The organism is Carboxylicivirga linearis, from assembly GCF_018271995.1.
GTDB lineage: Bacteria > Bacteroidota > Bacteroidia > Bacteroidales > Marinilabiliaceae > Carboxylicivirga > Carboxylicivirga linearis.
Map to the genome: position 1 here is coordinate 136,805 of NZ_JAGUCO010000003.1, position 25,751 is coordinate 162,555.

The window sequence follows — 25,751 nt, forward strand, 5'->3', positions numbered from 1 at the left end:
TAAAGAACAAACATGAAAAAGAATTTATTGTTATCGGCAGTATTACTTGCCGGAGTACTTGCATTTACAGCATGTAGTAAAGAAGAAGGTGATAAGGATACTTTTAGTAGCCTGTCTCCAGAAGAACACAAACAGGAAATAGAATCTGAAGGGATTGCCTTTGTTCAGCAAATGAATGCAATGGCTGATTTGTCATTGTATGAAGTAATGAATGAGTTCATGTCATTAATGGATCAAACGTCAAGTATGCAGGTGAACAAGGTTGTAGCAACTGGTTTAAATCAGATAGAAGCTGTTCGTCAATCATCAAAAGCATCAGTTCAACTAAAACAATTAGTTGCTGAAGGAGATGAATCTTTCTCGGCATTATGGGCTGAGGAAGCAGGTATCTATGAGTGGGATTCCAGTATCAGTGACTGGACATATACTGAAGCTACCGACCAAATTACATATAAATTTACTCTTAATGGAGAACCTGCTGCAATCAGTGCAACAAATTTTTCGTATCAGGTAGCTGCCAACCAAACAGAAGAAGGATTTGTTGTTGAGCTGCCAAATTCTTTGAAAATTAGCATCTCTTTATCAGGTACTGATCTTTGCTATTACAACTATTCCGGAGAATGGTATAGTAATGATACTCCTAAACTGTTAGAAGAAGAATTTTATTTGGAAGGATATAATTTATCAGCCAAATTGGATTTACAGAATAAATCAAACCTGAAAACTTCATCTTCTTTTGATTATAACGGATCTGTTATTTCGGCCAGTGGTTTTGAAGTTAAAGGTAATATCGACTATGATGCTATTTTTGATGAATTAGAAGGCATGGAAGACGGTGATATCATGGCTCAGGATATTGTAAGTAGTGCTAATGCATATTTCCAGATTGGTAATGTAAAAGCTGAAGGTCTGATTGACGTTGAAGGCATCATTAATGACTTTAATTCAGCTGATGGAAGTGGTATTGAAACAGAAGAAGATTTCTTACAGTTAGAAGCTGATATTTTAAATGATAACGCCAAAATTTACATCAGATACGCTGATTCAAATGAAATTATTGCCCAAGGCGAAATTTATGTCAATGACTATGAGTATGAATACAACGATTATTACACTGATTCGTATGTAACTGAAACATATCAGGATTTGGATATGCGTATGGTATTTGGAGACGAATCTGCAATGAGCGGTGATTTCTTCGACAGTGGATTTGGTGATATGATCAATGAAATCAACAAATTGATTGACGATATGAATACCAACTACGATATGGATATTGATCCGGTACAATAAGCATATAAAAATACATCAAGTGATTTGGAGATCTGTATAGGTCTCCATTTCTTTTATTACTTTGTTTCATTGAAACATCTCATCAACATATTACTCATCTGTCTATTGTTTTGTAGCAATCAGATACTACATTCTCAAACCTGGTGTATTAACGGTTTGATTACCGATGAAAAAAATTCGCCTGTACCAATGGCACATATTGCCTTGTATGATTCATTCAAAGGAGCGGTGAGTGATGCGAACGGTATGTTTGAGTTATGTGGATTAGTCCATGATTCGGTTCAGATAGTGGTTGGACATACTTCTTTTTATCCTCAAACCATCTGGGTTTTTAAATCGAAAAACGAAGAGCTGAATGTGAAGCTTCAACTAAAAGTGCTCAATACCAAAGAAATTGAAGTGGTTGCCCATCAAAAGTCGATAGTATCCTCTTATATTCCCGGTAAGCTAAACCTTAGTAATAAAGATATTCTCTCCATACCCGGTTTTATGGGGAGTCCGGATGTATTACGAAGTCTGCAATTATTACCCGGTATGCAATCCGTTAGCGAAGGTAATTCAGGTATTTATGTCAGAGGTGGATCACCCGGGCAAAACTATGTTCTTTTTGATGATATTGAACTGATGAATCCAACCCACCTGATGGGTATCTATTCGGTGTTTAATCCGTTACTTACCGACAGGGTTGAATTTTTTAAAGGGAATGCTCCTGTTCATCAGAGTTCGAGATTGGCTTCTTCAATACTGGTATCAACGCAAAACAGAAAAACCGAAGAAAGTAATTGGGCCGGCAATATTGGAAATATAATTACCAACCTAACCTATACCGGTGCATCGTCCGATAACAAATGGTTTTTCAGTACCGGCTTTCGGCGAAGCTACCTTGATGTATTAGGCTATATGGCTCAGCCTTTTTTAAGCGATGAGGATAATTATTTCAAAAGTAATCAATACAATTTCTACGACTGGAACGGAAAGCTTAACTATAGCATTGGGAATAGTAATCTTTCATTAAGCTGGTATTTAGGGAATGATCATTTTTTTATGACGAATGAAAAACATCGTGTAGAATCCTTTTCCGATTGGGGGAATCAAGGTGTTGCGTTGGTTTGGAAATATCTTTTTAAACCCAACCTTAGCATGAATAATACGGTGAGTTATTCGGGTTATCAATCTGATTTTGGTGCAGAGTTAGAAGATGGGAATATGCGTTTTAAAACCGACTATCAACAATTACAGTTGAAAAATAGTTTTGTTTGTACGGTAGGTAATAGCATTTGGCGCTGGGGTATGGATGCAAGCATATACAATGTTACACCGCAAAACCTTGAGATCGCTTATGTTGAAAACAGTGATTATCGATTGAATGAATACACTAGTCTGGCTGTTAAACCGTTTTTGAGCAACCAATATGCTTTAAATGACCAATGGACCATATACGGAGGACTGGCACTCATGTATTATAAGGTTCAGAATGTAAGTGGCACTTCAGGGCAAAATACTAACGACAAAGCCCAAATAAAGCCCAACGTAGTGAGCTCTGTAAGTTATCATCCAAGTCACTCATCTTCGGTAAAGGCATCCTATGCTTTTAATACTCAAAACATTCATTTGGCTTCTATTGCATCAATCCCCTTACCAAGTGATATTTGGATGCCATCGACCACCAACCTGCCCCTTGAATTTGGTCATCAGTTTACACTGGGTTATTTTAAATTTTTAGAGAAATACAATATCCAATGGGGTGTTGAAGCATATGCCAAGTGGATGAAGAATCAGTTATTGTTAAAGTTAAATGTAAATAATGTTGAGGTGGAGCAGTTCGATGAGAATTTCTATCGTGGCGAGGCCATGGCATGGGGAAGCGAGTTTTACCTGAATAAGCAAAAAGGACAATTTAACTTTACGGTGGGTTATACACTGGGATGGACAAAGCAACGTTTTGATGGAATTAATGATGGAGAGTGGCACGATGCCAAATACGATCGCCGGCACGATGTGAATCTTCAGATGACGTATCAGCACAATAAAAAAATCGATTTTGGTGCCGTGTTTATTTATGCTTCAGGTAATAAGGCCACCTTACCTACCGGACGCTATTGGATTATGGGATCAATTGCTAATGATTATGCCGGAGTTAATAATTATCGCATGCCATCGTATCATCGACTTGATTTGTCAATGAATTATCATTTGGAGTCGAAAGTGTTTAATGAGTCGGTACTTAGTTTTTCAATCATCAATTTGTACAACAGAAGTAATGCGTATTACATTTATTACGCTATTGAAGGTGGAGAAAAAGATTACGAGATGAGTATAAAAGCCAAACAGGTATCACTGTTTCCAATCATGCCCTCTGTAAGTTGGCGGTTTAAATTTTAGTTTATGCATAAGTGGTGGTTCATATTATTATTGCTGTCAGTTGCCTGTACAAAGGATGTTGATCTTGAGCAGGTTGATTACGAGCGTAAAATTGTGGTGGATGGTTGGATTGAGAATGGCCAGAAAGCACAGGTTTTTTTGACCATGAGTTCGCCCTTTCTTACCGAGTATGATTCAGCGTCGATAAGAAGTACTTTTTTGAATTATGCAAAGGTAACCATGCTGTCTAGTGATGGAGAGTCGGAGATTCTTACCTTAAAAATCAGGGATGAGTTTTTTCCTCCTTTTGTTTACGAATCAATTAAAATGAAAGGAAAGGTTGGAGCTACTTATCAGCTTGAAGTGGTTTATCAGGATGAAGTGCTAACAGCTTCGACTACTATTCCGGAATTACCCCGTGTTGACAGTGTAAAATTTAGTCAGGTTTCGGATACCTCCATAATCATTAATGGTTTCATAGATGATGATCCTGCGGTTTCCAATTATTACTATACTCAAATTAAAACCTTGCACTATTCCACTCGTTTTCATCCTTCGGGTAATCCACTAATGAATGATCAATTGTTTAACGGACATAAACATAGCTATCAGGTAAAAAGGAGCAATCAACCCGATCCGTTAAATATCTATGGTGTAGATGCTGAAAGACCAATTATCAGAGATGAGTTTGCCATTGATGACACGGTATTTGTAAAAATATCTCACATTGATTGGGAATCGTTTGAAGTACTTAACGGTATTTTTATTGATAACCTTAGTCAGGGAAGCCCGTTTTCTTTTGTAGATCAGAAAACACCCACCAATATTAATGGCGGAATTGGCCGGTGGACCGGATTGGCATCTCGTAATTATGTGGTGTATAAATAATTTCTATCCCTTTCTGGAAATATCCGTATGCTTAAAAAATGGATGAATAAAAGGTTTACCACTCAACACTTGTATTGTATTTACTATCGAAACCAACCCTCCGGCAAGCAGGGCTCCCACAAAAGGTATGAGTTGATGTGAATGCCAATAGACCCAAAGGCCTGCCAGGCTTATCGCTAAAATGATTAATTGAAAACTTACAACTGCCCGAAAGTGAGTCAACATCTCTTTTGTTTTGTCTTTTTTTCTATTCCACATTAACAAAGTAGGTATCAGGATAGGTATGAGACCACTTAAGTGCAAAAATGCTAACCAATTGATTTCGGTACCTTGTATGGTATTATCACTTTCATCTGTTTTAGTGTTGACAAATAAACTAAAATCAACTTCAAGGGCTTTGGCAATCATTTGTAAAGTGTAGGATCGGGGATCTACATCTCCGTTTTCTATGCGTTGTATCGTTCGGGTACTGACTTCGGTTTTATCGGCTAACTCTTCCTGAGTCATCCCTTTTTTTAATCTCAATTCTTTGATGAGTTTACCTGTTTCCATGGTTCTGTTTTTTGATTCCAAATATCACCTTGAATGATGTAACAACACAACTACAAAAACACGACATTTATACGACACTTGCAATTTTGTTAAAGCAGAATGTCCCGGGAAGACCCAATCCTGCTAAGTGAATGGGTAAAACGACCCATGGAAGTCCTTCTTTTGTCGATTATCTTAATTATTTTACCAGTGAAGATTGAAATTTTACTAATGGGATGCTTAAAGTTGCCGATTATTTCAAAAAAAACGACTCAAAAGGTGGTGATTACAGGTAATTAACTGGCAAATATTACTCGTGGAGATTAATATTTTTCCGATTGAGACAGACATTTTTGCCTAATAGAGGGGGATTAACCCCAAAGAAGGGGTGAAACTATCTCCGGGGCCAATAAAATCAAGGATTTAGAGAATTTAGTCAGGTATATCTGTTATTCACTTTTGATTGTTTATTTTTGCCTTCGAATTTTCCAACCTCAAAACAAAATAGAATGCTGAATGTACTGGTGGTTTATGCAGTCAACGAAGAAAAAGTGAACCTAACAATGCCTAATTGTAACTTTCATTACTGTAAAACAGGTGTGGGTAAGGTAAGTGCAGCCTTGGCTGTTGAAAAAAGTATTGAAGCGTATAAACCCGAAATAGTGTTGAATATAGGTACTGCCGGATCGGTAAAATTCCCGGTTGGAACCATACATCTGTGCTGTAAATTTGTGGATAGGGACATGGAAAAGCTGCATGCCTTTGGAGTACCCTATATGGAAGATTTTACCGATGAGGTGCAACAATTACCCTTTTTTAAAGATTGGCAGTTTGATAGTACCTGTAATACAGGAGATACTTTTTTAACCGAGGCAGATGGTACCGGTGATGTGTTTGATATGGAATCGTTTGCCATAGCCCGGGTGTGCCGAAAGCATCAGATTCCGTTTGTGGGAGTAAAATATGTAACTGATAAAATTGGAGAGAACTCCGTTAAACACTGGGAAGAAAAACTGGCAGAAGCTCAGGCTGGATTGCAACAATTTGTGGATGAAAACCATCTTCAGGTTCCCGATGATTATCTATCGAAAGATGTGAAAGGCATTGTTGATTGTTATCAGATGGAACGTCATCCTGAAGGAGGTTGGTTTAAGGAAGTTTATCGCTCAGCTATGGATGTTGTATCATCTAACAAAGAGAACAGTCGAAGTGCTTTAACATCCATTTATTATTTATTGGCTGACAGCGATTTTTCAGCCTTTCATCGTATTCAATCACCCGAGGTTTGGTATTATCATAAAGGAATGCCCCTTATCATTCATGAGATTGATGTTAATGGCAATTATGGTGCTACTGAATTATCAGAGGAGACGGGAATGCTACAATATACGGTTGAACCAGGGGTATGGTTTGCAGCAGAACTAAAAGATAGCTATGGATATGCACTGGTTAGCTGTGCTGTTGCACCGGGCTTTGAGTTTGAAGATTTTGAGCTGGCTGAAAAAAGCGAATTAGTTAAATTCTTTCCTCAGCAAAGCGGAGTGATAAACAGACTGATTCGATAAACAATAAGAAGATTTTTAAGTATTTATGTTTGTTCAAATAGTTCATTGATGTATAGTTGACTAGGTTTGTAATACAATTGCTGATTATTTGTCTTGTACTCTTTTTTCGGCCTCATTAGGGAAGATTATTTAATAGAAGTAGATCTTTAGTAAGCCCGGGAAGCTCCGAGCTTGTGGAGGAGATCACCCGGACGCACTTAAGAGCTATAATAGAAAATGATCAGCACTAATGCCGCCGCGGTCTTCTTTGTTTCCTTTCTTTGGCTGAAGAAAGAAAGGAAAAGCCCGGCCGGCTTGAGGCAAAAATAAAAAGTTAATCCTTACTGTATAATGATTGAAAATTCGTATTAAATCTCTTTTTATACATTTTTTAAATCATCTTAATTCAATATAAGTATTCGTATTTTTCATAAGGCATTAATTATGTGTAATTTTGCGGCCCTATGGCAAGAGCAAAAGAAAACTTCGATTTATTCTTCACCTTCGTAAAGTTAGGATCAGTTATGTTTGGAGGAGGGTATGCAATGATACCTATCCTGGAACGCGACCTGGTTGAGAAAAAGAAATGGATTAACAGCGATGAACTGTTGGAAATAATGTCGGTATCGCAAATGACACCGGGTACCATCGCCATTAACCTGGCAACATTTATTGGAAGTAAACGCAATGGCATCTGGGGAGGTATACTGGCATCGTTAGGTATTATTGTACCATCGCTGATTTGTGTTACCACACTGTTTTTTTTAATGGATAGTCAAATGTCAAACGAATATTTGGTAAAAGTATTTACCGGTATCAGAGCTTGTTTGGCTGCAATGATTTTACATTCGGTTTATAAACTCTTTCGGGCAGGCATAAAAAGTCATATACCATTCTTAATCTTTTTAGGTGCAATAATTGCTTTATTGGCTGGTTTACATCCGATTTATACCATTCTGATAGGTGGCTTTGCAGGGTTTATCTGGAAATGGATGATTCCGCATTATAGCAATAAATAATTACTACTTTAACATTTCATTATATGTTTGCAGACTTGTATCGATTAGCTGTTTCCTTCTTTAAGATAGGACTCTTTAATTTTGGAGGAGGATTAGCAATGATTCCTTTAATATTGGAAGAGTTAGAGCGTAATGGCTGGATGAATCAGGAAGAATTTTTTAATTTCTTTTCTTTGTCACAGATGACTCCCGGAGCAATTGCTATGAATACCGCTTCGTATATCGGAGGGAGTGTTGCCGGAGTAACCGGTAGTGTAGTGGCAACTACTTCTTTGGCTGCACCATCTATTATAGTAATGCTTATTATAGCCCGTTTCCTGCGTAAAGTAAAAGAGAGTGACATCAAAGAGGCAATCTTTAGCGGATTAAAACCGGTAACTGTTGCTTTGATTTTGTATGCAGGAATAATGGTAATTCGTGAAACGCACTTCGAAGAGATATTCTCTAATGTAAATTGGATGGCGGTCTTGCTTTCATTGGTTTGTTTGAGTATTATTATCTGGGTCAAAAAAGTTCATCCAATTCTGCTGTTAGTATTATCAGGTTTAGTTGGTTTGATACTATTCTAAACAGAGCAGTGGAGTGCGGCAAATAAAGAGTACCTTTATTTTCGGCACGAAAATTGAAACTTGACTATCAAATACATTATTAATCTTAAACTATTTGTTATGAGAACGCTTACAACTATATTAATTGCACTCACTCTTGGATTAACCGCTTGTGAAGGTCCTATGGGACCAGCTGGCCCTCCGGGAGGTGATTTTATTGGTACTACCTTTGAGTTTACCGGAGATTTTACTGCTGCAAATGATTATGAGATCCTTTTTAATTTTCTTGATAATGGTTTTGACCCCTATGAATCGGATGTAATTCTAACTTATATTTTATGGGATAGTGATGGTTTAGACTATTGGCGACCATTACCTCAAACTACTTATTTTTCTTCAGGGGCAATTCTGCAATACAACTTTGATTTTACCGCTGACATAGCCGGTGATAGAATTGTTGATATGGCGGTATTTTTAGATGGAGATGTAGATTTTTCAACTTTGCCAAGCGGATATACACGAAATCAAACCTTTAGAGTAGTAGTGGTTCCTTCTGACTTTTTAAGTACTGCTAACGTAGATGTTAATAGCCTTGAAAGCATTCTGAATGCTGAAAGTCTGACATTGAAAGAGGGTGCAGTTGAACCAATTATTGTGAAATAATTAATTCATACCATAACTAAAAAAGACTGCCATACGGTGGTCTTTTTTTTATTTGTCAAGTCGGGTTCTAAACCAACATGATGCCGGTGTGGATAGGGCTTCTGTTTGTGTTCTTTGATTCTTTTTTTGCGGTATATGTAAATGAAAAGAGCTGCCTTTTCCCGGGGAACTGTCAATGGTAATTTTTCCGTTAAGCTTTTTAATAAAAGATAAGCATAACGATAAGCCTAACCCAGAGCCAAATTCTCCTTTTGTTCCTTCAGAGTGTTCATTGATGTCGGCATTTAAAATACTTTCAATCTGACTTTTTCGCATTCCTACACCTTTGTCACATACCGAAATCAATATCATATTATCAACCGGTTTTGATCCAATCAAAATAATTGAATTGGGATAAGAGAACTTAATAGCATTCGACAGTAAATTACGCAAGATGGTTAATAGCATATTTCTATCACCCTCAAAAGAAGCAGGCTGAATATTGTTTTCGATGGTAACTTGTTTTGCTTGGGCTAAATGATTTAAGTGACCGGTAGCATCTTTAATAAGACTAAGGTTGCTGAGGGTTTCGTATTGAGGGGCAAATTGCTTGTTATTGTTTTTCGACCAGAACAAAAGGTTGTTAAGTAAGTCGTAGGTGGAATTAACCATTGGAACAAAATTTTCAACCATGGTATTGATGGATTTATTTTCCAATAGGTTGAAGTGCATTAGTTCCGTAAAATTTTTAAGGTTGCCAACTGAATCTCTTAAGTCATGACCAATAATAGAAAGCAATTTCTTCTGGTAATCATTAACCTTATTTAATTGTGAAACCAACTCTTTGTTCTTTCGTTGTTTAATTCTGTTTTCGATTAAAATTACAATACAAATAACAAGCAGGACTATTATAATGACGCTAAATATAAGTAATTTGCGTTGTTTGTATGCTAGTTCGGAGTTATTTGCTTTAGCCGTCTCCAGTCTTCTTTTTTGCTCGTTATATGATTGTTGTGTTTTAAGTGTTTCAATTGTATTCAATTGATTTTTTTCATCTATCGAATCGCTGTATGCCTGTTTTAGCAGAGCATGATCCAATGCTTTTTTATATTCATTTAAATTATTGTATATGTCGAAATACAGGTGATGACACGTTTTAATTAATAGATGATTATTTAATGCCACGCTTAGGTTTTTAGCCTCGTTTACATGCTTTAAGGCGTATTTATATTTTTCTTGCTCAAAAAACAGCTTAGCTAAATAAGTTTCTTCAAGTGCCATTTCGTAAAGCATACTATCCTGAGCAAACCGTTCAATGGCTAGTAGATGATATTGTAGTGCAGAATCGTATTTTTCAGCGTAGTTATGAGCAAATCCAATACGACTGTTATTGTAGGCAATCAATTCGTCATTCGAATTATTAATGTAACTGTTGGAGTAGTTATAGTAGTATATGGCTGAATCATTGTATTCTCCTCCTAAAAAATAGGTTCCAATGTTGTGAAGGTCGTAGGCAATTTTATTGGAATCATTTATAAGAAGGTTATACTCTAGTGATAGCCGATCGTGTTTAACTGATTCTTCATTTTTTCCAAGATTATAATATTCTATGGCTAAACGACTGTGGCAGGTGGCGAGCAAATCATAATTGTTAAAAGCATAATTTAATGCTTCGGCAATAAACTCCAGCGATTTTTTGTACTCTCCATTCATCGAGTATACATCACATAAACCAATAAGGCTATTAACAATTCGTACAGTGTCGTTAATCTGTATTGATTTTTGATAAGCATTTTGATAGGAATCCATAGCCTCCCAATGTGATTTAAGAAGAAGTTCGTTTCCTAAATCATTCAGCGCGTCTATGGCGGAGGTGTCTTGTATTGTTTTAGACTTTATTACCTCCCTAAGACTATCAATCTTACTGTTCTGCGCTCTCAACAGAATAGTTGCCGATAGTATACAGCCTACCCACAAAGCAACATATTTTTTCATTATAAATATTGTTGTGGTACTGTTAAGTATCCATTCCCTTATCAACTAACTTCTATAACACATGATACATTAATTATTCTTTTTTGTTACACGTACCACTGTGTTTTTGCATAAGATAAGCATATTTAAAAACAAAAAACTACAAATCCAATAATTGGTAATAGTCAAATATATATATCAAACTAAATGTTAGTAAAAAGGAAATAAAGGGAGAGATCATCCACATAATAAAGAATTTTTGAACTTCGGTTTTTTTGAGGATGTTTCTTGAACCCAATTTAGCAATGGCAATACCAATTATAGCTGCCACATTAATCTGCACCAATGAAGTGGGAATGCCTTTTATTAAAGAGGCAATTAAAAGAAGAGTGGCGGATAAAAAGGCAATAAATACGGCTTCAATTCTACCGAATAAAACAATTTCCTTTCCAGTGTTTTGAAGTACTTTGGTGCCCATAATTGAACTGCCAATACCAAAGCAGGGAGCCACAATGAGGGTGGATAGGATCAGTACATGTATCAGATTATCCTGTGATATATTTAACTCGTTAAAAGCCATTGTGGTAATGGGACCGACAGCATTGGCAACATTATTTGTGCCAATTGAAAAGGCTACATAAATTGACATAATCAGAACCAAAGCTTTCAGGTAGGGGCTTTGATTTAATCTGGCTGACATAGTATAGCCTTTCCTACGCAAGGGTTTATAAATATATTTTCCGGTACAATAGGCAAGTATAAACGAGAGCATTGGCATTACAAACCAGGTGGGAAGAATCTCATAAAAAAGTTTGTGATTGTCGAAGGAGTCGAAGAAAATAGCAGGTGCCACAACCGCTGTTACAGTTGATTGACTAGTTGATTGTGGTATACCAAAGATATTTGCCAACAATAGCGATATGGCAACAGAGAAGAGAATAATTGATACAACCGAAAATGACATTAATTCGGGTGATAAAAGTCCGCTTCCAACAGTTTTTGCTGTTTGTTTTCCTCCAATAATAGCACCCACAAAAACAGCAATGCCAAATAATCCAGGTATTAAACTATCCTTTATTATTCTGGCTCCGTAAGCAGCTGAAAAAGCAGGAGCAGTTCCACTTGCCCCCATGTTAATAGATAGAAACATGGCAATTATAAATGGTATCAGAAAAGGAATTAACATTTGATCTTGTTTTTGTATATGTAAGAATCAAATGTCAGAAAACTATAACAGGCTTAAAACCCCTTTAAATCGTATAATGCCACTACGCTATATAGCGTAGTTAGTCGTATTTGTAATATCCGTTCTTAATTGCGTATACGACCAGTTCTGCTGTGTTTCGGCATTCTGTTTTTAGTAGTATATTTTGTCGGTGTTTATCAATGGTTCGTTTACTTAAAAACAGAATATCAGCTATTTCTTTATTTTGCAATCCCTTGCATATCTGTATTAATACTTCAGCTTCTCTTTCTGTTAACCCTAAGGTGTTAGTGTTCTTGTCGGGCTTGTTCATATTCTTAAGGATAGAACTTAATATTTCGGGAGAAAAGAAATTATTGCCTTTAACTATTTCTACAATGGCTTTTTGTAATTCTTCAAATCTGGAATTTTTAAGCAAAAAACCTTTGGCTCCCGCATCAATCATATCCTTATAAAAACACTCATCGGTATGCATTGATAGGGCTAATATTTTACAATCAGGAAGAATTTGTAATGTTTTTCTTGTGGCATCAATGCCGTTCATCTCCGGCATGTCAATATCCATAAGAATAATATCAGGTTTTACTGTTTCCACTTTATTGATTAACTCAAGACCATTATCAGCCTCATGGATTTCGGAAATTTGACTCCATTTAGCCAGTAAGAAACGAATGCCTTCCCGGAAAAGCACATGGTCGTCAACCAGGTATGTCTTTAAATGTGATGTCATTGTGGAATCTCAATTTTTACAAATATTCCGTTTCCGGGTGAACTGGATAAAGTAAATCTGCCATTGACTGATTTAATACGTGACTTCATATTTAAAATGCCAGACCCTTTAGCGGTACTGTTTTTAATCACAAAACCTGTACCATTATCTTCATATACAGCCGTTATTTTATCATTAAAATGAAGAATGGTAATGGAAGCTTCATTAGCCTCAGCATGTTTTATAGTATTAGTAATTAATTCGCAGTATACCCTGTATAAGATCAAGGTTATATTATAGTCTATTGTAGAATCGGGAAGATTAATATTCGTTTTTATTCTTAGTTTTTTAGTGGCTTCAATACCATCGGTAAAGGTTTTTAATGCTTTCTTAAGTCCGAAGCGTTCTAATACCTGAGGATTCAGATAATTAGAGATTTCTTTGGTTGTTAAGATAGCGTGATCGACCGTTTTTTCAGTCCGCTGTAAAATTTCTTTGTTTTCATTGTCAATTGATTCGATATTCAATGCCGATAAAAGCATTTTGATTGAACTTAATATCGGACCTAAACCATCGTGTAATTCTTTTGAAAAATGTTTACGCTCCTTCTCTTCTGTCTGAAGGATCGCACTTAGCACTTTTGTTTCATTGTCTTTTCTAATATTTTCCACCTGGTTAATGAAATCAAATAATTTACGAATATAGAAAGAAGCCAAAAGCATTGTCAGAGAGATAACGATGGCAATCCAGCTGTTGAGACTCATCCAGGTATTAGGTTCTTCAGAAGTGATCAATTCGAGTAAATCATTTAATCTTCGGAAAGCCATTAATAAGAAACCCGCAGAGATACTAATCCAGGCCACATTGAATTTGGTCTTAGGTATCAGACTTATGGTGATAAAAAAGGCACCAAACTGCAGAAGAACAGATATGCATAAAGCGATTAGAATAACCATATACAAATTTACAAAATATATAATCGTGTTGAATACGTTTTTAAGCGTATTTTTACAGTGTTTTAAATGGTTATAATATTTTTTATATCTTAATGCTGTAATCTAAATCCATACGTTGTGAAATGTTTGCTGCCTTTAATACTGTGGCTTTTTTCTTTCGCCCCGCTTCATGCATTCTATGTTAATGCCAAAGGTTTTGTTGTAACAAATAAGCAGGATACCATAATGGGAGAGGTTAGGATTAATCTGTTTAATCAGGCCTCAGGTGCTGTTTGTTTTAATTCATTTGATAATGAAATATTACATTCCGAGGTATGGTTTCGACCAGCAGGAATAAAAAAGTGGAAACATTATACACCTGATAATATCAAGCTTTTTTCGTTTATCTACCGTCAAAGTACTTATGAGTATCGTAGCTTCAGGCCTGAGAAAAAGAGCCTGGTTAGATCCGAACGCAGCAAAGCACGTTTTTTAATGCTTGTGCATAGCAGTAAGGTTAAACTATATAAAGATGTTCGACGTATTTTTCCTTCGAACCCTGAATATGAATTAACGGCCTCCTACTATACCTATACTGATTATTACCTCTATTCTGCAGAAGAAGGACTGATAAAAGCTCAAAAATCAAAAGAATGTAAGAGTGTAAACGATGTGCTTCTTTTATTTGGTTTAGAATATTCCTTCGTGAAACAGATTCCTGATGGTACTTCGTTTAAAGCTTTGCCTGAAATATTATCTGAATATGTTGCATGGAGGCAAGAAGTAAGGACCTAGAAATGAAAGCAAGAAAGTAATTTATAAAAATAAATAGAACTAAAAATGAGATTAGGAACTGTAGTATTATTATCACTACTAACTGTTTCGGCTTTTGCCAAAAAGAAAGGTGATGAATTTAAACTGTTTTATTTGGGAGGACAGTCAAATATGGTAGGGTATGGATATAACAAAGATTTACCCGATAGCCTTTTGAAGAATATGGATGATGTTTGGATTTATCACGGTAACCCGGTTAGTGATGGAAATGAATCGGGTGGTCTAGGTTTGTGGGAGCCTTTAAAACCAGGACATGGAAGAAATTTTAAATCAGACGGGGAGAAGAATTCTTTAAGCAATAGATTTGGAATGGAGTTGAGTTTTGCCTATCGTTTAAAACAACTCTATCCTGATGCAAAGATTGCCATTATAAAATATGCCCGTGGAGGTAGTTCCATCGATAGTTTAGCTGGAGGTGGTTTCGGATGTTGGGAACCTGATTATAAAGGAAAGGGAGGAATTAACCAGTGGGATTACTTTTTGAAGACAGTCAATGGTGCCCTCTCACAACTGGACATAAACGGTGATGGAAAACCTGATGTTTTGATTCCTTGTGGAATTGCATGGATGCAAGGGGAGAGTGATGCCGACAAATCGGTTGAGATAGCTCAACGATATGAAGCCAATTTAAAGCGGTTGATGGATATGATTCGGGCTTCTTTCCGAACAGATGACTTACCTGTGGTAATAGGTAAAATTACTGACTCGTGGAATCATAAGCGAGGCATAGTTTGGCCTTATGGAGATTTGGTTCGTCAGGCACAGGAAGATTATGTGCGAAAAGATGATAAAGCAGAAATAGTGCGCGAAACCAAGTATTACCATTATTCAGATCCCTGGCATTATCAAAGCAAAGATTACATCGATTTTGGGAAACGTGTTGCAGATAAAATGTATCAACTAATGGAATAATCAAAGAGAAACTGTGATTCAAATTTAAAAGTAAGGATCGGATCTTTATAAGGCTTTCGCTAGTATAGATCCGATCCTTGTTTTTTAATCAACGACTTCATTAATGTTTACTGTTTTTCTGGTATGATCACTATCGTAATCAAATACCATGTCGCCGGTGTTACCATTCAGTTGAATGGAATTTAAATCGTACCATACAATAGCTTTACCTACTTGAACTCCATTCAAAAATTTAATGTCGTAGTGGTTTTCGTCCGGTTGAATAATCTGTAGATTGCTATTGTTTTTGATCTTCATAGAGAAGAGTGAGATATTTTGCCCTTTGTAAGTTTCTACTTTTATAACCCCTGCATCATTTATAACAAATTGCATACGAAGCAATCCCTCGTAGATCTTCGGATTGCGTTTGTAAAAATCAGGATTATTCTTGTTTAGCAGGTTTCGAACTGTCATTCCCGACATTCGTCCACCGTTTAGCGATAGTAGTTTCAAGGCGCTAAATAAGGCAACCATGTGGCTATTATATTGCTGATCGATAAATGTCTTCATGTAACTCTCAATCTGGTCTTCAGCGCTAAATGATGCATTGGATAATAGTATGGGTACTTCTTTGGTAAATCCTTCTATTTCTCCAACAACACCACGTACTACAATCTCATTATTGGAATCAACCGTAATTTGTGAATCAAAAGTTACTTTCTCTGTAGGAAATGACAATAAGTCTATACGGGTGCCATCCGGTTTGTATTTTCCATAAAAGGCCAGTTTTTTCCCCTCTGGCACTTCAAAATCTAAATTTTCGCTTAACACCGGGTATGCCTGACTGGAGAGTCCCAGAATCAAGTGCGCAGGTTGATCGCTTCTGGCCAACCTGCGTTGATTCATATTTACCGAACCCGAATAATTAATAAGAGAATACACATTTCCTTCTTTGCCCACATTAAAAGCCTGACTAAAGGCGTTGTTGGAGCAATTAACCGGCACAAACCACTGCAATTCACCTCCTCCATCAAAAGTTGCATACCATAGGTCACGCGTTCCACCATATGCCTGATAGGTGTTTCCTTTAATATTAATCTGATCGGTAAACCAACCAGATAACATATAGTTCCCATTTTCGGCTAATTGGCGGTTGGAAATAAATACCTTCCCTTCATTACCTTCTTCAAGCGACCTGGCAATCATTTGCCACATATTATTCGATCGGCTGTCGTTATTGATTTTAATGGCAATGGGTTTGTATTTTTCATACTCCGGCATTACAGCGCCAATGGGTGCATTAATAAAGGTAGGATCGGTAATGGTGTACTTTCGTCCATCAACCATTACAGAATAACCTTCAACCGGCGTGCTAAAAGCAGTTGCTGCCGCCATGTGGCTAAAGTAGGTAAGAGCAACAACATCCATTCCTAATAGATCATTAACCAGACGTGTAAATAAAACAGTTCGGTCTTCACAGTCGGAGTATGGATAGTAGAACATCTCATCCGGGAAAAACATTTTCTCACGATTAAACTGCTCGCGATCGGTTTTATATTCAAAGGAATGATGTAAATAACTTAGCAGATAGCTGACTGCTTCAGTTTCAGATAGGCCATCAACTTTTGGTTTTAAATGCTCCAGTAAAGTTTCTTTTACAATACCTGACATGGCAGCATTCAAATACACTGAGTTTTCAGTTTGTGGAAAACTGTTTAAGAAAGCAATAATGGTTTTATCCATCTGCAGCTCTATGGGAACTTCATCATCAGGAAGAGTTGTTTTGCGAACTACAATATTGGATGGATCAGTAAAATTAAGACTAAACGGAAGATGTAAATCAATCTTTCTGGTTGCTCCACCAAAACTTTCGGTATAGGTATAAATGTTTTTTGCATTTACTCTTGTGTTAAAGAGGTAATAATTATCTCCATTGATATTATAGTATGGTTTCTCATAAATTTCCTGTATAAACGGAAGCAGAAGACTAACGGTTTGATTATTGTACCCTATTTTTGCCTGATATCCGGCCTGATTTAATATAGCCCAGGACCACATTTCTCTGTTGTTTGCTGACTGAAATATTTTTTCAGAGCTCTTTTTAATAAGCTGGTAAACTCCCCAGTCGTTAAGGTTTTTCTGCTGTGCATAATCAGTTATAGACTGGATATAAATCTGATAATATGTTTGGGTGAAATCGTCCCAGTATTTTGCAAAGCTGTGTGGTTTAACTGATTTTAGGCTGAGTGATTTCATTCGGCTGTCAATCATCAATGAAGCTATTGAACCAAAGAAATCAATTTCAATATCCTGTTGATATTCCTTAGTTTCTGTTGATATTTCAGCCATAGGTGTAATCGAAAAGGCATCTGCCTCACCTAAAACAATATCAGGCTTTATAGGTGATGGAATAGGTATAGGGGCTACATCTTCAACAGGTTCTTCTGCTTTCGGATCAAAAGCAGGTTGGTCAACAGGCTTAGGAACTTCAGCAACTTTTTCTTTATTCTCGGTTTGCTCTACTTCGGTGAAGCCTTTTTTCAGGTAGCTTTCAAAGGCTTTATTCATTTTTTCCAGGCGTTCTTCATATTCTTTCTGCATGCGTTCCATGCGTTTTTCATAATCCTGGTTCATTCGATCCATACGTGCCTGATAATCTTTATCCATCTTTGCAAACGGATCATCTTGTTTAACCTGAGAATAACTATTAAGGCAGAAAAATAATGTAAAGAGGAAGAGAAGATTTTTCATTGTCAATGTGTTTAGATTAGATAAGCTTATCATCAAGCATTTGGGTTACCATATCTTTTACGGTCTGTTCTAAGGGAATATAATCCAATCCTAATGCTTCACGACTTTTAGATGCGTTTAAGCGGAGAGGATAGCCCACATTACGTTTGATGAATTGACTACTCAGTTTAAACATCCAGCCTACCATAAGTAACAAAAACTTTGCCGCATGCTTTTTGGGAAGTTTAAATTTTTGAGGAAATGCTTTTTCAATCAATTGAGCATATTCCAAAACGTCAATAGTGCGTTCGGCTAGTAAATGACGACCTTGGCTATTTTCGTTTTCAAGCGCCAGAATATGGGCTTTGGCAACATCACGAACATCTACAAATCCAAACATGATCGCAGGTGCTCCCATTGCATATTTACCCGATAGAATATCTTTCATAAAGTTCAAACTCTCAGAATTGGAAAGACTAGATAAAGATGGTCCCATAACAAAAGACGGGTTGATAACTACCAGTTTCCATTCGTCCTGAGCTTGTGCTATTCTCCAGGCTTCTTTTTCTGCTTCAACTTTTGAAAATGAGTAAGGTTGATGTGTCAACGAACTGGATTGATTAAATTGTTCTTCGTTAAATTCGGTCAATCCTTGCTCGGTCATATCTTTGGTGTCGCCATGTATGGCTGCTACACTTGAAGTCAAGATAACTTTTTTAACCGTTCCTGATTTGCTTGCTGCATAAAGCACATTTCGCGTACCCTTGATGGCCGGATCAAGCAAGTCACGTTGTGCATCTTTAAATCGCAGTGTAAAAGGGGAAGCTACATGTAAAATTGCATCGCATCCCAGGGCGGCATCATCAAAAGAACCTTCTTCTAATAAGTCAGCCTCCCAAATCTCTAACTTACCTTTTGTAGTTAGTGCTATTTGCCTAAGATTTTCAAACTTAGCAGTATTGTCTTTATCTCTTACTGTTAATCGTACAGTGTATGCTTTGTCTAATAATCCCTTAACAATCCAGGAGCCTACATAGCCAGTGCCTCCGGTAACAAGAATGGTGTTCATATCAACAATTTTAGGAATGGTAATTTACTGTTTTCCTACTATATCTGAAAACAAAAAAGGCCGACTCCAATTGGAAGCCGGCTCTTTTTATAAAAGATTTGGGTAATATTTTTACGGATTATAATCCGAGTAGTTTAAATCCTACAGAAAATGTTAGTACATCAGTTTTCTGACCTATGTCTAGTTTAGAAATGTCAGACATACCCCACTCGTAGCGTACATCAGCAGTTAATCGCCAAACTTCAACTCCGGCACCTGCCTGAAATGTCCAGTTGGTGCTTTTGAAATCATCCCATTCAGGTATATCTGTTTTTGTTTTAGCTATAAAGGATGCAACCGGACCTGCAATACCGTAAACTTTAACAACTGATAAATCTAAAATCTGAAGATTAGCTAAGATGGGTACATCCCATGTGTGAAAAGTACCATCGATTGATTCTGAGTCCGCTCCATCAATTACTGATAGTTCAGATGTTTTTTTTGCATAATACAATTCAGGCTGTATTGAGAACGATTCGGTTAATCTCAGTTTACCATATGCACCAATCAAAAAACCACTTTTGGCTTCATTTTTCACTTCAACTTCAGAAGGAACATCAGATAAATTCAGTTTAGTTGAGTTAAATCCTGCTTTTAATCCAATAGCTATTCTGTCTTGCGCATTTGTTGTAGCAATAATACCCAATAGGGCAGTTATTACAATTAGCTTTTTCATCATTATTAGGTTTTTTTGAAATAAGAAACTTAACGTCTCAATAAAAAGACAATTAAAAAAATGTTTACACGTATAAAAAAATGTAGAAAGTTCTTAGTTGATAAATGTTCTGTTCTGAAATTCAAAAATCAGATAGTTGTTGCTGTCGATGCTTAATCGTAAACTTTCACCATCTTTTGCCACAAAGGTAGTTGATTTATTTAATAGTGTTAAAAAGTAATAATCCCAATCAGTGGCGCAGCAATCAGCAGAGCAGTTGGTACGGGTAAATTCAATTTCGCCATTCTGTTTGGCAATGTATGAACCAGAACAACTTTTTTCAGAAAGAAATAGTTCGTATTCTTCCGTTTTAGGAAAGACAATAGAAATGCTATTGGTGTCCAGATCAGTGGGGAAAGGAAAATCGGGCGCAGTCACTTCTGCTAATAACCATTGGTCCTCAAGTAAATAGGTAGATGTGATTAATGGATCGTTTGTGCTGCAACGAGAAAGTAGAACGCCTGCGAAAACAATTGTGAAAAGTAAGCTGTGTATTTTCCCATAATTGATTTTTTTCCTCATAGCTTCATGGATATATTTTCAAAGATAATGCCTTGATCAGATTTTCAAAGTAACATCGAAAATGTTTTTTCTGATTGTGTTTTACTCCTCATCATTTGGTATAAACTGAAGCTTTATTTTTACTTCATCCTGTATGGGCATTCCATATTGGCGTGCAGGTTTCCAAAGAGGACCTTCTTTAATTAAGCGGATGGTTTCTATTGAAAAAACATTGTCAGGTGATCGTTTAATTTCAATGTCTTTTACATCACCCTTATCCGAAATGGTTACTATGGCAACAACAGTCTCTTTTTTACCGGTTCCATTTTCGGGATATTGCATCTGTTCCAGTAATTTATCCATGTAAGCATCCATTCCAATTTCAGGTTCTGCCGGTATATATTCTTCTGACTGTCTTATTTTTTCTTCATCCACTGAAATTGTTTGGACTTCACTCAAAGTGAAAAATTGCTCGTCGAGAGTGAAATTAAGGCTATCCTGACTGTTTTGAATCATTTCAGCAGGTTTATAGCCAATAAATGAAGCTGTAATGGGCTGTGATGTATCGCTCAAAGGAAACTGTAATTCGTAGCTACCGTCAGATTTGGAGATAGTAGCATGTTTTGTTCCTTTTACCTGCACATTGGCACCTGCTACAGGATGTTGATATCGATCATTAACTTTTCCCTGGATGGTTACCAATTCTAACTGGCCGTAACCGCCACCACTAAATTCGGCTCCTTTAAGGGTGCCAACCACCTGTTGATTGCCACTATCTGCTTGTTGTCTTCTTTGTGCAGATGCAATTTTATACTGTGGTTCAATAGAAACCGGTTTTAGTTCGGCTTTTTTCGCTTTTGTCATTGAAGCCTTTTTTGCATCTGCTTTAATGGGCTGATCATTTGATTTTTGAGTTTCAGACTCTTTGTCAAACTCGTATTCAACTTGACTATCTTCAATAATTATCTCAGCTATTTCTTCTTCAGGTTGAATGATAGGTTGATGTTCTTCTTTCTCTTGTATTTCTTTTACTGCAGGTTGGTTGCTTTTCTTATTAGAAAGTGCCTCTTTTTCTATTTGTTCAGATACTAAAACAGGTTTGTCGGGTTGAAGAAATACCAAAACAGAGACCAGACCCATAATTACAATAATGGAAGCTGCAATAGCAAACGATTTTTTGCTAATAAATGGATTGGAAATAGTATGAGGTGATGGAATTTTATTTCGGATAGCCTGCAGATCATTTCGGATTTCATCTTCTTCAAAACTTTTAAATCCATCTAAAGCATCCGCTTCAAAAGGATCGTTAAGTAAATCTCGTTCAAAGGCATGCTCATCCCGGGCATTCATCTTTCCTTTCAGATAGTGGAAGAATGTAGCCAAAGAATTGATTTTATTATTTCCTTTTGTATTACTCATGCTTTTGATTCCATACAGTTTTTCAGATTGCGTTTTCCATTCTGAATATAACTCTTCACTTTTTTGATGTCCAGTGTTAGTTTTTCGCTTATTTCTTTATAACAAAGTTCTTTAAAATAAAATAATTCAATACAGCTTCGTTGCCTGTCTTTTAATTTTTCAAGGCAATCTTTCAAACGAGAGTCAAGCTCATCGGGCTCCCAGTTATTAGTAGGATGCACATCGTCTTCGTTTTCCATAAAAAAAAGTTCAGTTTTTTCATATTCAGCTGATTTCTTTTTAGTGCTTTGTTCTTTTCTCAAATGCATCAAACAATAATTTTTTGCCACAACATACAGCCAGGGCTTAAAATCATTTATTTCTTTACCGGGAATTTCTTTATTGAGTTTTTCGAATATGCCCATCACAGCATCCTGGGCTTCTTCTTTATTTTTTAGGTATTTCAGGCATACACCATAAACCAGATGCATATATCTTTCATAAAGCTGCCCAAGAAAATCAAGGTTTTGGGTCTCTTGAAATTTTCTTACCAGCAATTCATCGCTTAAGAGTTTGATTTTAAAGATATTTTGAATCATAGGTGTATTAGAATTCTCTAAAAGTAGAAAAAATATCAAAGAATTTTATGGAATCATTGAAGAGCATGCATCCTATAGGCAAAGTGTCTAACTAAAAAACAATGACTATGAGACGTTTTGTATTAACAATGATGATATTAACTCTGATGAGTTTTCAAATGATGGCTCAAAGAGTTATTAATGGTAAAGTAAGTGATGAAGAAGGTGCTGATCTGCCGGGTGTAAGTGTTGTGATTAAAGGAACGCAAACAGGTGTAATTACAGATGCGAACGGAGAGTATAAGATAAAAATTAACTCCGATTCGGATATTCTTGTTTATTCATTTATTGGGATGATTCCTCAGGAAATTAAAGTTAAGGGAAAGACAAGGATAGACATAGTATTGAAGAATGATGTAGCTGAAATGGAAGAAGTGGTAGTTGTGGGATATGATAAAAATATACTACAATCCATAAGTGGTGCTGTGGCCGGTGTTGCTGTTAAGAAAAGATCGGGGATTCGTATTAGAGGACGTAGTTCTTTCGTTAGTTACGATCAGGATTTTAATACAGAGAGTTATGCTTCTGTTGCTGAGAATGGATACAAACAGGTAAGCGATGAGCCATTGTCTACATTTTCGGTTGATGTGGATAGGGCCAGTTATACCAATATACGTCGATACTTGAATCAAGGAATGTTACCTCCCGAAGGATCTGTGAGAGTGGAAGAAATGATTAATTATTTTAATTACGATTACAAAAGTCCCGAAGATGAAGATCCATTTTCTGTTGGTTCAGAATTGGCAACTTGTCCATGGAATGAAGAACATTATTTGCTGAAAGTAGGATTGAAAGGCAAAGAGATTGAAAAAGAAAATCTGCCATCCTCCAATCTTGTTTTTCTAATTGATGTATCAGGATCGATGAATGCCGGGAATAAATTACCCTTGCTCAAATCATCATTCCGTTTGTTGGTGAATGAATTGAGAGATGAAGATTATGTATCTATTGTGGTTTATGCAGGTGCTGCCGGCCTGGTGTTGGAACCTACGTCGGGTAAAAACAAAAAAGAAATTCTGGAGGCATTGGACCGTCTACAGGCTGGTGGATCTACGGCTGGAGGAGCTGGTTTGAAACTGGCTTATAAAACAGCTAAGGAGCATTATATTGAAGGTGGAAATAATCGCATTATTTTGGCAACAGATGGTGATTTTAATGTGGGTGTCAGTTCCAATGCATCCATGGAAGAATTGGTTTCGGAAGAAAAAGACAATGGCATTTATATGACTGTGTTGGGTTTTGGAATGGGAAACTATAAAGATGATCGTATGGAGATTATTGCTGATAAGGGAAATGGTAATTACGCCTATATCGATAATTTGCAGGAAGCGCAAAAAACACTGGTCAGTGAGTTTGGAGGTACTTTATTTACCATTGCGAAAGATGTTAAGTTTCAGATTGAATTTAATCCTCAAAAAGTGTTGGCTTATCGCTTAATCGGCTATGAAAACCGTTTATTGAATAAAGAAGATTTTAATGACGACACGAAAGATGCCGGTGAAATAGGAGCAGGACATACGGTTACAGCCTTGTACGAGATTATTCCGCAAGGAGCAGAGGATGCTGATGACTGGATAAAGAAGGTGGATAAATTGAAATACCAAAAAAATCAGGTTCGCCGAAATGCTGAAATAAGTGATGAATGGTTAACTCTTAAACTACGTTACAAACAACCTGATGCACATAAAAGTCAGTTAATGGAATTTGCCATTAAAGGATCAGTGGATGATTTTAACGAGGCTACAGATGATTTTAGGTTTGCTGCTTCAGTGGCTGCGTTCGGTATGAAACTCAGCAAATCGCATTATATCGGAGATATGAAATTTAAAGATATTCAAATGATAGCAAAAGCTGCCAGAGGTGATGATGAAGACGGATTTAAAGCCGAAATGGTAAGGTTGATTAAGACGGCTGAGTCGTTGAGTAAGCAGGTTGCTTTGGGAGAATAATCAATCCGAAAGTGAAAAAATAAACAGGTTAAAGTCAAAAATAAACGGGATCGTATCTTACTTACATTTTGTAAATCAAGATATGATCCCGTTTTAAATTTTATCAAGAATACTTTATTCTGTAGGTGTAATGCCAACCATTTTTAAATCTTCCCAGTAATGAGGATATGATTTGGTAACCACCATAGGATCGTTAATGATCATATCTAATCCCATAAAGGCTGCCGGAGCAAAGGCCATAGCCATGCGGTGATCTTTGTAGGTGTCTATCTCAATTTTTCCACTTACTTCCTTCTTTTCTCCATTCCAACTTAAGTTATCTTTCTGATTAGATTCCAATTGATAACCCATTTTACCTAATTCGTTTATCAAAGCTGAAATACGATCTGTTTCTTTTATTTTTAAGGTTTGCAAACCTGTAAAATGAAAAGGAACATTCATCAAACAACAAGTTACAGCAACGGTTTGAGCTAAATCCGGTTCGTTGATAAAGTCGTAATTAAGTTTGCGACACTTATTGCCAGTGTTAATAAGCTGTACTCCCTTTTGTGAGAATTTGGTTGTAATTCCCAGCTCTTTAAATATCTTCTGAACATTAGAATCACCCTGAAGACTATATCTTTTTAAACCTTTAAGGTTAATGTTTAATTCCGGATTTAATGCGGCTATTTCATACCAATAGCTGGCCGCACTCCAATCTGATTCTACTGATGATTTTACCGGTTTATAGCTTGCTTCAGGAATGATGATTGAATTGCCTTTCCAGATACCTGTAACACCAAACTCTTTCATCAGTGCTAAGGTCATATTCAAATAAGGCTTTGAAATGATATCGCCGGTTAGCGTAAGTGTTAAGCCATTTTCAATGCTGGGGGCAATCATCATCAATGCTGAAATGTACTGACTGCTGATATTACCTGGTAATTCAAGGTCCCCACCTTTAAGAGCACTTCCGTAAATACGCAAAGGTGGATAACCTTCATTTTCGATGTATTCAATTTTAGCGCCGAGCTGAGTTAAAGCATCAACCAGAATTTTGATGGGGCGTTGCTTCATTCGCGACGATCCGGTAATAACCCATTCGCCCACAATTTTTGACAGAAATGCTGTTAAAAAACGCATAGACGTTCCGGCAGCACCCACATCAAAGGTATTAGAATCGGCGTTTAATACCTTCAACATTACTTTAGTATCGTCGCTGTCTGAAAGGTTTTTTATTTCAAACGGGCTATAGCTTAAAGCATTCAATAATAGTAAACGGTTGCTTATGCTTTTTGAGGCAGGTAGCTGTACTTGCACATTTTCTGCCTTTTTCTCAAACTGAAGCGTATGTTGCATT

22 protein-coding genes are annotated in these 25,751 nt (G+C 36.6%); 10 read left to right on the forward strand and 12 right to left on the reverse strand.

Features of this window, described 5'->3' with window-relative positions; all coding sequences use genetic code 11:
• Positions 1 to 12 precede the first annotated feature (12 nt).
• The 3 genes from KEM10_RS06140 (at position 13) to KEM10_RS06150 (ending at position 4,542) form a co-directional block, all read left to right on the forward strand.
• Positions 13 to 1,293 carry a hypothetical protein gene (locus tag KEM10_RS06140; RefSeq protein WP_212214848.1) on the forward strand — a complete coding sequence of 427 codons (1,281 nt, stop codon included), beginning with the start codon at positions 13 to 15 and terminating at the stop codon, positions 1,291 to 1,293.
• Positions 1,294 to 1,449: 156 nt separating this feature from the next.
• Positions 1,450 to 3,675, forward strand: coding sequence for a TonB-dependent receptor (locus KEM10_RS06145; protein WP_262897915.1), 2,226 nt, complete (start codon positions 1,450 to 1,452; stop codon positions 3,673 to 3,675).
• A gap of 3 nt (positions 3,676 to 3,678) precedes the next feature.
• The gene (locus tag KEM10_RS06150; RefSeq protein WP_212214858.1) at positions 3,679 to 4,542 is read left to right on the forward strand and encodes a DUF4249 domain-containing protein; all 864 of its coding nucleotides are present in this window, start codon (positions 3,679 to 3,681) and stop codon (positions 4,540 to 4,542) included.
• 3 nt (positions 4,543 to 4,545) lie between these two features.
• Here the strand turns inward: KEM10_RS06150 and KEM10_RS06155 are convergent, their stop codons facing one another.
• A complete protein-coding gene (locus KEM10_RS06155; RefSeq protein ID WP_212214860.1) occupies positions 4,546 to 5,094 on the reverse strand; it encodes a helix-turn-helix domain-containing protein in 549 nt (182 codons plus the stop codon).
• Positions 5,095 to 5,582: 488 nt separating this feature from the next.
• Here KEM10_RS06155 and KEM10_RS06160 point away from each other — a divergent pair, with 488 nt between their 5' ends.
• The 4 genes from KEM10_RS06160 (at position 5,583) to KEM10_RS06175 (ending at position 8,847) form a co-directional block, all read left to right on the forward strand.
• A complete protein-coding gene (locus KEM10_RS06160) occupies positions 5,583 to 6,638 on the forward strand; it encodes a cupin domain-containing protein (RefSeq protein WP_212214862.1) in 1,056 nt (351 codons plus the stop codon).
• A gap of 443 nt (positions 6,639 to 7,081) precedes the next feature.
• Positions 7,082 to 7,636 carry a chromate transporter gene (locus tag KEM10_RS06165; protein ID WP_212214864.1) on the forward strand — a complete coding sequence of 185 codons (555 nt, stop codon included), beginning with the start codon at positions 7,082 to 7,084 and terminating at the stop codon, positions 7,634 to 7,636.
• Between the two features lie 23 nt (positions 7,637 to 7,659).
• Positions 7,660 to 8,205, forward strand: coding sequence for a chromate transporter (locus KEM10_RS06170; protein WP_212214865.1), 546 nt, complete (start codon positions 7,660 to 7,662; stop codon positions 8,203 to 8,205).
• Positions 8,206 to 8,304: 99 nt separating this feature from the next.
• A complete protein-coding gene (locus KEM10_RS06175; RefSeq protein ID WP_212214867.1) occupies positions 8,305 to 8,847 on the forward strand; it encodes a hypothetical protein in 543 nt (180 codons plus the stop codon).
• A gap of 48 nt (positions 8,848 to 8,895) precedes the next feature.
• On the opposite strand, the gene KEM10_RS06180 is transcribed toward KEM10_RS06175, so the two are convergent.
• The 4 genes from KEM10_RS06180 to KEM10_RS06195 all read right to left on the reverse strand — a co-directional run bounded on the left by KEM10_RS06180 (position 8,896) and on the right by KEM10_RS06195 (position 13,669).
• Positions 8,896 to 10,821 carry an ATP-binding protein gene (locus KEM10_RS06180; protein WP_212214869.1) on the reverse strand — a complete coding sequence of 642 codons (1,926 nt, stop codon included), beginning with the start codon at positions 10,819 to 10,821 and terminating at the stop codon, positions 8,896 to 8,898.
• Positions 10,822 to 10,960: 139 nt separating this feature from the next.
• Positions 10,961 to 11,986 (reverse strand): inorganic phosphate transporter, encoded by a 1,026-nt coding sequence (locus KEM10_RS06185; RefSeq protein ID WP_212214870.1) that lies wholly within the window; start codon positions 11,984 to 11,986, stop codon positions 10,961 to 10,963.
• A gap of 100 nt (positions 11,987 to 12,086) precedes the next feature.
• Entirely contained in the window at positions 12,087 to 12,734 is a 648-nt protein-coding gene (locus tag KEM10_RS06190) for a response regulator transcription factor (RefSeq protein ID WP_212214871.1), read from the reverse strand.
• Positions 12,731 to 13,669 (reverse strand): sensor histidine kinase, encoded by a 939-nt coding sequence (locus KEM10_RS06195; protein WP_212214875.1) that lies wholly within the window; start codon positions 13,667 to 13,669, stop codon positions 12,731 to 12,733. The genes KEM10_RS06190 and KEM10_RS06195 overlap by 4 nt, the downstream gene beginning before the upstream one ends.
• Positions 13,670 to 13,786: 117 nt before the next feature.
• On the opposite strand from KEM10_RS06195, the gene KEM10_RS06200 reads away from it, so the two are divergent.
• Together KEM10_RS06200 and KEM10_RS06205 are read left to right on the forward strand one after the other, a co-directional pair.
• Positions 13,787 to 14,443 (forward strand): hypothetical protein, encoded by a 657-nt coding sequence (locus KEM10_RS06200; protein WP_212214877.1) that lies wholly within the window; start codon positions 13,787 to 13,789, stop codon positions 14,441 to 14,443.
• Between the two features lie 45 nt (positions 14,444 to 14,488).
• Positions 14,489 to 15,394, forward strand: a complete 906-nt coding sequence (locus tag KEM10_RS06205; RefSeq protein ID WP_212214880.1) for a sialate O-acetylesterase — start codon at positions 14,489 to 14,491, stop codon at positions 15,392 to 15,394.
• A gap of 84 nt (positions 15,395 to 15,478) precedes the next feature.
• On the opposite strand, the gene KEM10_RS06210 is transcribed toward KEM10_RS06205, so the two are convergent.
• The 6 genes from KEM10_RS06210 to KEM10_RS06235 all read right to left on the reverse strand — a co-directional run bounded on the left by KEM10_RS06210 (position 15,479) and on the right by KEM10_RS06235 (position 22,424).
• On the reverse strand, positions 15,479 to 18,124 hold the full coding sequence (locus KEM10_RS06210) for a hypothetical protein (RefSeq protein ID WP_212214883.1): 2,646 nt from the start codon (positions 18,122 to 18,124) through the stop codon (positions 15,479 to 15,481).
• 16 nt (positions 18,125 to 18,140) lie between these two features.
• The gene (locus tag KEM10_RS06215; protein ID WP_212214886.1) at positions 18,141 to 19,172 is read right to left on the reverse strand and encodes an NAD-dependent epimerase/dehydratase family protein; all 1,032 of its coding nucleotides are present in this window, start codon (positions 19,170 to 19,172) and stop codon (positions 18,141 to 18,143) included.
• Positions 19,173 to 19,290: 118 nt separating this feature from the next.
• On the reverse strand, positions 19,291 to 19,887 hold the full coding sequence (locus tag KEM10_RS06220) for a porin family protein (protein ID WP_212214889.1): 597 nt from the start codon (positions 19,885 to 19,887) through the stop codon (positions 19,291 to 19,293).
• Between the two features lie 93 nt (positions 19,888 to 19,980).
• A complete protein-coding gene (locus KEM10_RS06225) occupies positions 19,981 to 20,448 on the reverse strand; it encodes a hypothetical protein (protein WP_212214892.1) in 468 nt (155 codons plus the stop codon).
• An 81-nt stretch (positions 20,449 to 20,529) separates the two neighbouring features.
• Complete coding sequence (locus tag KEM10_RS06230) at positions 20,530 to 21,846, reverse strand: carboxypeptidase-like regulatory domain-containing protein (RefSeq protein WP_212214895.1); 1,317 nt, start codon at positions 21,844 to 21,846, stop codon at positions 20,530 to 20,532.
• A complete protein-coding gene (locus tag KEM10_RS06235; protein WP_212214898.1) occupies positions 21,843 to 22,424 on the reverse strand; it encodes an RNA polymerase sigma factor in 582 nt (193 codons plus the stop codon). The genes KEM10_RS06230 and KEM10_RS06235 overlap by 4 nt, the downstream gene beginning before the upstream one ends.
• A 107-nt stretch (positions 22,425 to 22,531) precedes the next feature.
• Here KEM10_RS06235 and KEM10_RS06240 point away from each other — a divergent pair, with 107 nt between their 5' ends.
• Positions 22,532 to 24,412 carry a vWA domain-containing protein gene (locus KEM10_RS06240; RefSeq protein ID WP_212214901.1) on the forward strand — a complete coding sequence of 627 codons (1,881 nt, stop codon included), beginning with the start codon at positions 22,532 to 22,534 and terminating at the stop codon, positions 24,410 to 24,412.
• Positions 24,413 to 24,526: 114 nt separating this feature from the next.
• On the opposite strand, the gene KEM10_RS06245 is transcribed toward KEM10_RS06240, so the two are convergent.
• Complete coding sequence (locus KEM10_RS06245) at positions 24,527 to 25,750, reverse strand: 3-phosphoshikimate 1-carboxyvinyltransferase (protein WP_212214905.1); 1,224 nt, start codon at positions 25,748 to 25,750, stop codon at positions 24,527 to 24,529.
• Position 25,751: the final 1 nt, after the last annotated feature.